Annotated in this window: 8 protein-coding genes; 5 read left to right on the top strand and 3 right to left on the bottom strand. The window is 72.2% G+C overall.

Annotation, left to right across the window (positions count from 1 at the left end; all coding sequences use genetic code 11):
- Nucleotides 1-12: 12 nt before the first annotated feature.
- The gene (locus ACZ45T_RS22945; RefSeq protein WP_468444142.1) at nucleotides 13-999 is read right to left on the bottom strand and encodes a TauD/TfdA dioxygenase family protein; all 987 of its coding nucleotides are present in this window, start codon (nucleotides 997-999) and stop codon (nucleotides 13-15) included.
- A gap of 9 nt (nucleotides 1,000-1,008) precedes the next feature.
- Between ACZ45T_RS22945 and ACZ45T_RS22950 the strand changes: the two genes are divergently transcribed.
- The 4 genes from ACZ45T_RS22950 to meaB all read left to right on the top strand — a co-directional run bounded on the left by ACZ45T_RS22950 (nucleotide 1,009) and on the right by meaB (nucleotide 7,039).
- A complete protein-coding gene (locus ACZ45T_RS22950; protein ID WP_468444144.1) occupies nucleotides 1,009-1,206 on the top strand; it encodes a hypothetical protein in 198 nt (65 codons plus the stop codon).
- A 793-nt stretch (nucleotides 1,207-1,999) separates the two neighbouring features.
- Nucleotides 2,000-3,865 (top strand): methylmalonyl-CoA mutase family protein, encoded by a 1,866-nt coding sequence (locus ACZ45T_RS22955; RefSeq protein ID WP_468444146.1) that lies wholly within the window; start codon nucleotides 2,000-2,002, stop codon nucleotides 3,863-3,865.
- On the top strand, nucleotides 3,862-6,048 hold the full coding sequence (gene scpA, locus ACZ45T_RS22960) for a methylmalonyl-CoA mutase (RefSeq protein ID WP_468444148.1): 2,187 nt from the start codon (nucleotides 3,862-3,864) through the stop codon (nucleotides 6,046-6,048). Before ACZ45T_RS22955 ends, scpA begins: the two co-directional genes overlap by 4 nt.
- Before the next feature lie 10 nt (nucleotides 6,049-6,058).
- Nucleotides 6,059-7,039 (top strand): methylmalonyl Co-A mutase-associated GTPase MeaB, encoded by a 981-nt coding sequence (gene meaB / locus ACZ45T_RS22965; protein WP_468444150.1) that lies wholly within the window; start codon nucleotides 6,059-6,061, stop codon nucleotides 7,037-7,039.
- Between the two features lie 31 nt (nucleotides 7,040-7,070).
- Here meaB and ACZ45T_RS22970 read toward each other — a convergent pair whose 3' ends face one another.
- Both ACZ45T_RS22970 and ACZ45T_RS22975 read right to left on the bottom strand, forming a co-directional pair.
- The gene (locus tag ACZ45T_RS22970) at nucleotides 7,071-10,328 is read right to left on the bottom strand and encodes an NACHT domain-containing protein (protein ID WP_468444152.1); all 3,258 of its coding nucleotides are present in this window, start codon (nucleotides 10,326-10,328) and stop codon (nucleotides 7,071-7,073) included.
- Nucleotides 10,329-10,396: 68 nt separating this feature from the next.
- Nucleotides 10,397-11,398, bottom strand: coding sequence for an asparaginase (locus tag ACZ45T_RS22975; protein WP_468444154.1), 1,002 nt, complete (start codon nucleotides 11,396-11,398; stop codon nucleotides 10,397-10,399).
- A 129-nt stretch (nucleotides 11,399-11,527) separates the two neighbouring features.
- Between ACZ45T_RS22975 and ACZ45T_RS22980 the strand changes: the two genes are divergently transcribed.
- Nucleotides 11,528-11,983 carry an Lrp/AsnC family transcriptional regulator gene (locus tag ACZ45T_RS22980; protein WP_468444156.1) on the top strand — a complete coding sequence of 152 codons (456 nt, stop codon included), beginning with the start codon at nucleotides 11,528-11,530 and terminating at the stop codon, nucleotides 11,981-11,983.
- The last annotated feature ends 148 nt before the right edge of the window (nucleotides 11,984-12,131 follow it).

Consider the following 12,131-nt stretch of genomic DNA (forward strand, 5'->3'; position numbering starts at 1 on the left):
CTTGCGGGACGGTCAGGCGGAGGCGGGAGCGGGTGCGGGTGCGGGGGCAGAGGTAGAGGTAGAGGTAGAGGTGGAGGCGCCCGAGGCGATGCCGAAGGCGGGGGCCGGTACGGCTTCCGGGCTGATCAGGCGGGAGGGCACGCCGTCGGGGCCGACCGGGACGTCCCCGTCGACGGTGACGCGGCGCAGGGTGCGCTCGTGGTCGTCGGAGTCGTCCACGCCGTAGTGCTGGGTGGCGCGGTTGTCCCAGATCGCCACGTCGCCGGCCCGCCACTGCCAGCGGACGGTGTTCTCGGGGCTCTCGATGTGTGCCTGGAAGAGGTCCTGGAGGGTGCGGGAGTCGCGCCCGGTGAGGCCCTTGATGCGCTGGACGAAATTGCCGAGCAGCAGGGTGCGCTCGCCGGTCTCGGGGTGGACGCGGACCACCGGGTGCTCGGTGAGGAACGAGGTGGAGGTGAACACCTCGCGGTACTGGGCCAGGGCCTCGGGGAGGGCGTCGGGCTTGAGGGCGGCGTAGTCGTACTCGTTGGAGTGGACGGCGCGCAGGCTGTCGGCGAGGACGCGGAGCGGCTCGGGGAGGTGGCTGTAGGCGGTGGCCGTGTTGGCCCAGAGGGTGTTGCCGCCGTACGGGGGGACGGTCACGGCGCGGAGGATGGAGAAGGCGGGGTAGGAGGGGACGAAGGTGACGTCGGTGTGCCACTGATTGGCGCGGGCGCCGTGGTGGGAGTCGATGCCGAGGGCGTATCGGCCGTCCGCGGAGGGGACGGTGGGGTGCGCGACCGGCGCGCCGAGCCGCTGCGCGAAGGCCTCGTGGCCGGCCTCGTCGAGGTGGTCCTGGCCGCGGAAGAAGACGACCTTGTGGGCGAGGAGCGCGGCGCGGATCTCGGCGACGGTGGCGTCGGGCAGCTCGCCGCCGAGCCGTACGCCGCCGATCTCGGCGCCGATGCGGCCGCCGATCCTGGTCACGGTGGTCGCGGTGGTGTGGGTGGCTGTGGCCATGGGGGCTCCTTGGTCGGGATGCGGCTGCGGCTGCGGCTGCGGCTGCGGCTGCGGCTGCGGCTGCGGCTGCGGCTGCGGCTGCGGCTGCGGCTGCGGCTGCGGCTGCCGGAGTTTGAGGCGCGGGGTCTGGCGCGGAGCCTCAGGAACCCGGCTCCGCCGGGCACCGGGCTCTGCCCGGACCCGCGCCTCAAACTCCGGCGAGGCTGAATCTGCGGGCAGGGTCGTTTCCGCAGTGGAAGAAAAAGGGGGCTACGCATGCACTGGCGCATGCCCGGCGACACCGGTGCCTGCGGTGCCTGCGGTGGGGCGCGGCGGCGCCAGACAGCCACGGGGCCGACGGGCGGCGGGCCGACGGGCGGCGGGGCTCAGGCTCGGCGCAGGGCCGGACAGCGGCCCGGACACTCGCCCGGCGCGGTACAGGGGCCGGGGGTGTGGAGCCGCGGGACGAGGAGTTCGTTCGCGGACATGTCCCGGAGCGTCGCAGCGCCTCCGCCCCCGGTCAACCCCCGCCCGCAGTCGCCGAAAGCCCCTGCCCCCGGGTCTCCCGTACCCCCCGAGCACCCCTTGCGACCTGCGCTTTCCCACGTAGACCGCGCCGTGCCTCACCCCGCCCCGGCGGCCGAAAACCGTGGCCGGATTTCATGGCCCCGCAACGCGGCCGCCATGCGACCGCCGCGGCGGGACCGGGACTGCCCGGCCGGCGGGGCGGCGGACCTTCTGTCGGATGTCTTCAATCCGGCGGTCATGGTCGCGACCGCGCCGCCGGCGTCCCGCACGAGGGATCCTCCGGAGGAGATCCGGGGTGCCGCGAGGGAGCTCTCGCACCCCTGTGACGCCCCGGACCGGATCGTGATCCCCCGCGCGGGCCGGTCGCACTCCCGGAAGCGGCCGCAACGGTGCTGCTCAGCGGGTTTTCCAGGATGCGCCGGCCCACCGCGAGAGTGCGAGATCACACCCGCCGGTATGGTGCCACCTGAGCGCCCTCCCCTACATTCGAGCCATGACGGTCCTGCCTGACGACGGGCTCTCCCTGGCCGCCGAGTTCCCTGACGCGACGCATGAGCAGTGGCAGCGCCTTGTAGAAGGCGTACTGCGCAAGTCGGGCAAGGAAGCCTCCGGCGAGGCCGCAGAAGACGCGTTGTCCACCCCACTCGAAGACGGGCTCACCACGCGCCCGCTCTACACCGCGCCGCCCGACGGGTCGGCTCCCGACACCGGTTTCCCCGGTTTCGCCCCGTTCGTACGCGGAGGCAGGCCGGAAGGCACCACCGCGAACGGCTGGGACGTGCGCCAGCGCCTCGCGGGCACCGATCCGCAGCGCCTGAACGAGGCGGCCCTCGCCGACCTGGAGAACGGGGTCACCTCCCTCTGGCTCACCGTGGGCCGGGGCGGTCTCCCCGTCGACGGCCTCGCCCGGGCCCTGGACGGGGTGTACCTGGACCTCGCCCCGATCTCCCTGGACGCCGGAGCCCAATACGCCGACGCCGCCCGCGCGTTGCTGCGCCTCTTCACCGAGAGCGCGGTGGCCCCCGAGGCCGCACGGGCCTCGCTGGGCGCCGACCCGCTGGGCCACGAGGCCCGTACGGGTGAGGCCCTCGGCCTCGCCGACGCGGTGGAGCTGGCCCGGGACGCGGCCGCCCACTGGCCCGGCGTGCGCGCCCTGACCGTGGACGCCCTGCCCTACCACGAGGCCGGCGGCAGCGCCGCCGAGGAGCTGGGCCTGTCCCTGGCCACCGGTGTCGCCTACCTGCGCGCCCTCACCGAGGGCGGCCTGAGCGTCGAAGCGGCGCTCGGGCAGCTGGAGTTCCGCTACGCCGCCACCGCCGACCAGTTCCTCACCATCGCCAAGCTGCGCGCCGCGCGCCGGCTGTGGTCCCGTATCGCCGAGGCCTCGGGGGCCCCGGAGGCGGGCGCCCAGCTCCAGCACGCGGTGACCTCGCCGGTGATGATGACCCGCCGCGACCCCTGGGTGAACATGCTGCGCACCACCGTGGCCTGCATGGCCGCGGGCGTGGGCGGCGCGGACTCGGTCACCGTGCTCCCCTTCGACCACGAGCTGGGCCTGCCGGACGCCTTCGCGCGCCGGATCGCCCGCAACACCTCCACGATCCTGCTGGAGGAGTCGCACCTGGCCCGGGTGATCGACCCGGCCGGCGGCTCGTACTACGTCGAGCGGCTGACGGACGAACTGGCGCACGCCGCCTGGGAGTTCTTCCAGATCCTGGAGAAGGCCGGCGGCCAGGCGGCCGCCCTGCGCTCCGGGCTGGTCGCCGACCGGCTCGCCGCCACCTGGGCCGAGCGCTCCAAGAAGCTGGCCAAGCGCCGCGAGCCGATCACCGGTGTCAGCGAGTTCCCGCTGCTGTCGCAGAAGCCGCTCGTACGCGAGCCCGCGCCCGCCGGACCCACCGGTGGACTGCCCCGCGTCCGGCGCGACGAGGCCTACGAGGCCCTGCGCGCCCGCAGCGACGCGCATCTGGCGGCGACCGGCGCCCGGCCGAGGATCTTCCTGGCCGCGCTGGGCCCGGCGGCCGCGCACACCGCGCGCGCCACCTTCGCCTCGAACCTGTTCCAGGCGGGCGGGATCGAGCCCGTGCACGATCCGGTCTCCGTGAACCCGGCGACGGCCGCCGAGGCCTACGCGGCGAGCGGCGCGGACGGCATGGCCGTGCTCTGCTCCAGCGACGCGCTGTACGAGGAGCAGGCCGCGGCGGTGTCCGAGGCGCTGCGCGCGGCGGGCGCCACGACCGTGTTCCTCGCCGGCCGGCCGGGCACCGCAGAGGCTTCCGTGGACGAGTACGTCTTCGCCGGCTGTGACGCCGTCGCCGTGCTGTCCTCCGTACTCGACCGGATGGGAGTGCCGTCTTGAGCATCCCCGATTTCTCCGAGCTGGCGCTCGGCCCCACCGCCGCCGCCGGAGTCTCCGAGGACCAGTGGCGCGCCTCGGTGAAGGAGTCCACCGGCACCGCGGCCGCCGACCTGCTGTGGGAGACCCCGGAGGGCATCGGCGTCAAGCCGCTGTACACCGGGCGGGACCTGGAGGGCCTGGACTTCCTCCAGACGTACCCGGGCGTGGCCCCGTACCTGCGCGGCCCCTACCCGACGATGTACGTGAACCAGCCCTGGACGATCCGGCAGTACGCCGGCTTCTCCACGGCCGAGGAGTCGAACGCCTTCTACCGGCGCAATCTGGCCTCCGGCCAGAAGGGCCTGTCGGTGGCCTTCGACCTGCCCACCCACCGCGGCTACGACAGCGACCACCCGCGCGTGACCGGTGACGTCGGCATGGCGGGCGTGGCGATCGACTCGATCTACGACATGCGGCAGCTGTTCGACGGGATCCCGCTGGACAAGATGTCGGTGTCGATGACGATGAACGGCGCGGTGCTGCCCGTCCTCGCGCTCTACATCGTGGCGGCGGAGGAGCAGGGCGTCTCCCCCGACAAGCTCGCCGGGACCATCCAGAACGACATCCTCAAAGAGTTCATGGTCCGCAACACCTACATCTACCCGCCCAAGCCCTCGATGCGGATCATCTCCGACATCTTCGCCTTCACCTCGCAGAAGATGCCGCGGTACAACTCGATCTCCATCTCCGGCTACCACATCCAGGAGGCCGGGGCCACGGCCGACCTGGAGCTGGCGTACACCCTCGCCGACGGCGTGGAGTACCTGCGTGCCGGGCAGGCCGTCGGGCTGGACGTGGACGCGTTCGCGCCGCGCCTGTCGTTCTTCTGGGCGATCGGCATGAACTTCTTCATGGAGGTCGCGAAGCTGCGCGCCGCCCGCCTGCTGTGGGCGCGCCTGGTCAAGCAGTTCGACCCGAAGAACGCCAAGTCGCTGTCGCTGCGCACGCATTCGCAGACCTCGGGCTGGTCGCTGACCGCTCAGGACGTCTTCAACAACGTGACGCGTACGTGCATCGAGGCGATGGCGGCGACCCAGGGCCACACCCAGTCGCTGCACACCAACGCGCTGGACGAGGCGCTCGCCCTGCCGACGGACTTCTCGGCGCGCATCGCCCGCAACACCCAGCTGCTGCTCCAGCAGGAGTCGGGGACCTGCCGGTCGATCGACCCGTGGGGCGGCAGCGCGTACGTCGAGAAGCTGACGTACGACCTGGCCCGGCGTGCCTGGCAGTGCATCGAGGAGGTCGAGGCGGCCGGCGGCATGGCGCAGGCCATCGACGCGGGCATCCCGAAGCTGCGCGTGGAGGAGGCCGCGGCGCGCACGCAGGCTCGGATCGACTCCGGCCGGCAGCCGGTGATCGGCGTCAACAAGTACCGCGTGGAGAACGACGAGGCGATCGACGTCCTGAAGGTCGACAACTCCTCGGTGCGCACCCAGCAGATCGCCAAGCTGCGGCGGCTGCGCGAGGAGCGCGACGAGGCGGTCACGCAGGACACCCTGCGGGCGCTGACGAACGCGGCCGACCGCGGCGACGGCAATCTCCTCGCGCTGGCCGTGGACGCGGCGCGCGCGAAGGCGACCGTGGGCGAGATCTCGGACGCACTGGAGAAGGTGTACGGGCGGCACGCGAGCCAGATCCGTACGATTTCGGGTGTGTACCGCACCGAAGCAGGCGAGTCCCCGTCCCTGGAGCGCACCCGTGCGCTCATCGACCGGTTCGAGGAGGCGGAGGGCCGCCGTCCGCGCATCCTGGTCTGCAAGATGGGCCAGGACGGGCACGACCGCGGCCAGAAGGTGATCGCGTCCGCCTTCGCCGACCTGGGCTTCGACGTGGACGTCGGCCCGCTGTTCCAGACCCCGGCGGAGGTGGCCCGCCAGGCCGTCGAGGCGGACGTCCACGTGGTGGGCGTCTCGTCGCTGGCGGCCGGCCACCTGACCCTCGTACCGGCGCTGCGCGAGCAGTTGGCGGAGGAGGGCCGCGAGGACATCATGATCGTCGTGGGCGGGGTGATCCCGCCGGCGGATGTCCCGACGCTGCTGGAGATGGGTGCGACGGCGGTGTTCCCGCCCGGAACGGTCATCCCGGACGCGGCCCACGACCTGGTGACGCGGCTGGCCGCGGACCTGGGCCACGAGCTGTAGGCGGCCGTCGGTGCCGAAGATCGACATCGAGGCCTACGCGAAGGGGGTGCTCGACGGGAAGCGCGCGTTCATCGCACGCGCGATCACGCTCGTCGAGTCCACCCTGCCCGCTCACCGGGCGCTGGCGCAGGGCCTGTTGACGGAGTTGCTGCCGCACGCGGGCCGGGCGCGCCGGATCGGCATCAGCGGTGTGCCCGGGGTGGGCAAGTCCACCTTCATCGACGCGTTCGGCACGATGCTGACGGGTCTGGGCCACCGGGTGGCGGTCCTCGCGGTGGACCCGTCGTCCACGCGCACGGGCGGCTCCATCCTGGGTGACAAGACCCGGATGGAGCGGCTGTCGGTGGACCCGGCGGCGTTCGTCCGCCCGTCCCCCTCGGCGGGAACGCTGGGCGGGGTCGCCAAGGCCACCCGCGAGTCGATGATCGTGATGGAGGCGGCGGGCTACGACGTGGTCCTCGTCGAGACGGTCGGCGTGGGCCAGTCGGAGACCACGGTGGCGGGGATGGTCGACTCCTTCCTGCTGCTCTCCCTGGCCCGTACGGGCGACCAGTTGCAGGGCATCAAGAAGGGCGTCCTGGAACTGGCCGACGTCCTGGCGGTGAACAAGGCGGACGGCCCGCACGAGCGCGACGCGAAGGCGGCGGCGCGGGAACTGTCGGGCGCGCTGCGGCTGATGCACCCGGTGGACGCGGCCTGGACCCCGCCGGTCCTGACGTGCAGTGCGCGGGAGTCGGCCGGGCTGGACGAGGTGTGGAGCCGGCTCGAACAGCACCGGACGCTGCTGGACGCGGGGGGCCGGCTGGCGGCGAAGCGGGCGGCGCAGCAGGTGGAGTGGACGTGGTCGATGGTCCGCGACGAGCTGCTGGAACGCCTCCGCTCGGATCCGGCCGTACGGGAGCTCGCGCCGGACCTCGAATCGGCCGTCCGCGCGGGCGCGGTGACGCCCACTTCGGCGGCGGACCAGATCCTGGCGGCGTTCGGGCGCTGAACGGGACGGCGCCCACCCGGGCGCCGTCCGGTCACGTGCAGTGCAGTTGGACGAACGCCGGCAGCAGCTCGGCGCCTCGGATGCGGTCGCGGTCCACCGCGATGTGGATCTCTCGCAATGCGGGCAGCCCGGCCAGCGGCGCGATGTCGATGCCGGTATCGCCCTCTGCCGTGATGTCCCCGAGGAACCGGAACTCGTCAAGCTGGGGAAAGGCCACGGCCAGTCGCCGGATCGCCACCTGCAGAACTCCCTCGCCGACATTGCCTTCGAGGAACAGGCTGGCGATGTTGGGCAGCGTCGCACCCTCGGCCAGGGTATCCAGGGAAGCGGCGGACACCCGGAGGTGGTGGAGGGAGTCCAGCTTCCGGATCTCTCGCCAGTCTGCATCCGAGACCGGACCGGACTCGGCGTTGAGCACGAGGCTCGCGAGCCCCGAGAGGGCGCTGAGCCCGTCGAGCCCCTGCGCGGCATGCATCTCACCCCCCACCCTCAGCCCTTCCAGGGTGGCACCGGTGGGTAGGAACTGCGCGGACCAGTTCGTGCCGGCTGGACCGAGGACGACGAAGAACTCCAGTTCTGCCAGCTGTGCGACCGGACGCAGGTCCAGGTCCGGCCGGGTTGTCTCGATGATCAGCCGCCGGATCGGCAGGCGGCCGATCGCGGAGAGGTCCGTCAGGTCCGGGCAACGGTCGATGGTGAGGCTCTCCAGAGCAGACTGTCCCCTCAGGAAACCCAGATCAGAGACCGCGGCGCCCGCCAGCAGCACCTTCCGCAGGCTGTGGCGGCCGAGGTACGTCGCCAGTGCTTCCGGTGACACACCCCGGACGTCCAGGCCCTCCGGCCGGACTCCGATCCGATCCAGCTGGACCAGCTGTTCGTCGGACCGGACGGTGTAGTGGAGGCCGGTCGGGTCCAGGCGCGCGATGACCTCCTCGGCGTAAACGGCGCTGTCGAAGCGTGACCAGGCCCAGAGCAGCTGGGAACGGACGTGGAGCCAGGGGTGTCTGACGAACTGTGCAAGGAAGGGCACCGCGGCATCCGAGCTGAGATGGGAGGCCGCGATCACTACGTGGCGCGCACCCATCTCGTCAAGCTGCTCCGGGCCTGGGAGAAGGCCCAGGATCAGCGGTCCGACTTCCGCGAGGGCGCGCGCCTCCTCCGGATTCGCCGGCGGAATGAGGGTGGCGGTGCGCGTCTCCACGGCCGCGCGCGTCTCGGGGTCCAGGGTAGTGGCGTGTTCGAGACAGGCGGCGGCCAGCAGGTAGACGCGGGCCCGGGCGCTGGGGTTGGACGCGCCGTCTCCCAGGGTGAGCAGGTCACGGAAGATCGCGGTGCGCTCGCCGGGCCGGGCGAGGGCGACCGCCATCTGGATGACGTCCTCCCACTGGTCGTCGTCGGCGTGCGCGGTGAGCAGGCCGAAGTCGCCCTCCTCCACTGCGGCCCGCGCGCCGAGGAAGTCCTGGAAGGTGCGGTGGACGAAGTCCACCGTGCCGGGCGCCGGTTCCCGCAGGAGCCCGCTGCGCTGGAGGAAGTGTTCGAAGACCGCGGGCGCTTCGCCCAGGGCCGCTGCCTCCGGGACCGAGGCCAGCGACCGCGCGATGATGTCCTCCGCGCGGGAACGGTCCATCTCCGTACGGCCGTTCTTGATCAGCCAGTACGCGAGGCGTTGCAGCAGGTCGAGCTGCGGCTCCTCGCGCAGGTCCGGGCCCGCCATGTCGCGTTCGCGGTCGCGGCGGCTCAGCAGCATGGAGAGCGCGGCCTCGTAGAGGTCCTTGCGGCCGTGCGGGAGGTAGCCGCGCCGGTCCCGGTGGAGGGCGCAGATCAGTCCGCACATCAGGGGGCTGGTGGCCAGGCGGCCGAGGTCGGGCTTGATCCGCACGGCGGCGAGGAGCTGGGTCTCGTACGTCTGGAGGTCCGCGTCCGCGTCGCCGCCGTCGCGGGCCGCGCTGTGCCACCGCTTGATGAAGGTGGCGATGTCCGCCGGGCCCATGCTGGACAGGGTCAGTTCGGTGAAGTCCTCGTCGGCGAGCCAGTGCGCTCCCACGGCGGAGGGGCGCGAGGTGACGAGCCAGCGGTTGTCGCCGCCGTAGGTGTCCATCAGATCGCGCAGCCAGCCGCGGGCCCGCTCCCGTTCACCGTCGGGGATCTCGTCGATGCCGTCGATGAGGACGAGACCTCGCCCTGCCATGAGGACGCGGTGCGCCCAGCCGTCGGGCTGGGCGGCCCCGAGTGGGCAGCCGGCAGCGGTCAGGAAGTCCTGGGGGGCGGGCAGCCGCTCGCCGTGACGGGTGAGCGAGCGCAGGGGCAGGACGAAGGGGACGCGGTCGTACAGGTACTCCATCTGCGCGGTGAGCTCCTGGCGGGCGGCGGTGACGGCCAGCCACTGCACCAGTGTGGTCTTGCCGGAGCCGGCCTCGCCCCGCAGAAGGACGCGGGGACTGCCGGCCAGGGTCTCATCGGCCGGCCGCGGCGCGGACATCTCGCGGAGCACCCAGAGTGCCGATTCACGGAGCATGGACCCTGCCGGCGCGGAATCGATGAGGGCTGCGGCGCTGTCGGTGGCTGCCGATGTGTCGCGCGCCAGCGAGGTCGCCTCCAGACTCAGGTACGCCGCGTCCAGCGGCCACCGCGTCGGCGAATTGCTGAGGTCGATCCCGTAGATCGTCAGCTTGCCGTGCTTCTTGGCCACGTACGGCAGGTACAGCTGCTCGAAGGCGGCGTCCTCGGCGCCGGGGAGCGGGTCGCGGCGGATCAGTTCGTCGACCTTGGCCGTCAGCTCGGCGATCCCGCGCGTCTGCTGCACCAGGGCGTGCGCCACGAACGTCGAGCGCTGCGTGAAGAACTGCAGGATGTGCAGGCACGCGGCCTCGAGCAGCCGCTCGTAGAAGTGCGTGGCGTCGGTGCTCAGGTGCCGCTCGGGCCGGCCGCCGGCCCGGCGCAGCTCCCGGGCGAAGTCCGCGGAGCCGAGCCGGACGGCGTCCAGATCGGTCATCGTGACGTCGCCGAGGGCGTGCAGGGTCGTGGCGATGGCGTCGGCGACGGCCTGCTGTTCGTCCGCGGTGATCGGGCGCTCCCCGGTACGGAGCGCCTGCTTCACCAGCTTGGCGGCCAGGGCGTGGAGATCGGCTTCCGTGAGCGAGCGCTTCTCGCCCTTGAAGGACACGTAGCCCGAGATCCGCAGCGGCTTGTCGACGAGACCGGCCCCGCCGCCTTCGGCGACGAACAGCTTCCTGACGAGGGGCCCGATGACCGCCGACGCCAGTCGAATGCCGATGGTCCCTGGCTCCATGCAACCCCCCGTAGCGGCACGACCGTTGCACCGGATCCTACGGGGTGTCACACGGGCCGGCCGAAGGGCTACGCCTCGACCAGCACCGCGCCGGGCTCGCCCAGGGCGACCCTGAGGATGCGGGTCTGCTCGTCCGCGTTGTCGGTGGCGAGCAGTGCGGACAGGACCGCGATGCGGGCCTGGCCCGCGCGCAGGGTGCCCGTCGGGACGGCGCCCGCCGCGACCAGGTCCACCGCGCCGCCCTGCGTGTAGATCTCGGTGACCGGGCCGGCCATGGCCCGTGTGGTCAGCGCGACCAGCACCCCGCGCCCGATGGCGGCCTTGACGGCGTCCACGATCTCCGGGGTGGCGTTGCCCGCGCCGGTCCCGACGAGGACGATGCCGCGGGCGCCCGCCGCGACGGCGGCGTTCAGCAGGACCGGGTCGCCGTCGGTGTGGTGCACCACCACGTCCACGCGCGGCGGGAGGTCCGGCATCGCCGGCAGCGGGAGCGGCACGGGACGCTGCGGTGGGCGCAGGATGGTGACCTTGCCGAAGCCGATCTTCCCGAGCAGTTCCTTCGAGGGGTCGGCGAACGCGTCCAGGTCCACGGCCTGGGTCTTCACGGTGCCCCGCGCGGCATGCACGCGTCCGGCGAAGGCGATCAGCACGCCGAGCCCGCGCGTGTTCGCGGCGGTGAGCAGGGCGTCGTACAGGTTCCCCGGTCCGTCCCCGTCGGCGGTGCCCATGGGGCGCTGCGAGCCGGTGAACACCACGGAGCGCGGGTCGTGGTGGTGGAGGTCGACGAGGAACGCCGACTCCTCCAGGGTGTCGGTGCCGTGCGTCACGACGATGCCGTCGACGCCGGGGTCGGCCAGCACCTCGTGCACGGTGCGCAGCAGGGTGAGCTGGTGGGCGGTGGTGAGCCGGGGGCTGTTCACGCTGAACAGGTCCACGAGCTCGACGCTGATGCCCTCGGGGAGCGGCGCGGTCGCGATGACCTCGTTCCCGTCGGCGTCCGCGGCGAAGCCGGAACCCTGCCAGCGGCTGGCTATGGTTCCGCCGGTGCTGATGACGACGATCCGTCCCATGCGGTGAGGCCGCCCTTCACTCGTACACTCGCACATATGTGCTCAAAGCAGCAATGATAGAGCGATCTGCGCGCAATGGGATTGCGTCTTCCACCCGCGCCGTAACACTGGGTGGGTGATAATTGCGCCATGGACGCCATCGACCGCGATATCTTGCGCGAGCTCCAGGCCGACGGGCGGCTCAGCAACCAGGAGCTCGCCCAGCGCGTGGGCCTGACCCCCTCCCCCTGCATGCGCCGGGTGCGCCAGCTGGAACAGGACGGGGTGATCCAGGGTTACCGCGCCGTGATCTCGCCCGAGGCGGTCGGCCGCGCCTTCGAGGTGCTCGTCTCGGTCGAGGTGCGCCGCGACCGCGAGTCGGTCGAGGCCTTCGAGGCGGCCCTCCAGGACATCCCCGACGTCATCGAGGCCTACCGCCTCTTCGGCAGCCCCGGCTGCCTGCTGCGGATCGCCGTCGCGGACCTGCGCGCGTACGAACGCCTGTGGATCGAGCGGCTGACGGCCCTCACCGGCATCACCGAGGTCAACTCGCAGATCATCATGAAGCGCATCAAGGAACCGACCGGCCTGCCCGTCGAACGCTGACGCCCGGCCGCAAGCACCCCTGACAGGAAGCAGCACAACCCATGAAACCGTTCCTACTGATCTTTTCGTAAGTTCGGTGGGTGTGGTGGCGGTGTGGGTGGGAGGCTGTCGGGGTGGCTTATCGACCTTCGCCCTCTGCGGCGGGCTC

The organism is Streptomyces sp. NPDC030995 (genome assembly GCF_055571215.1).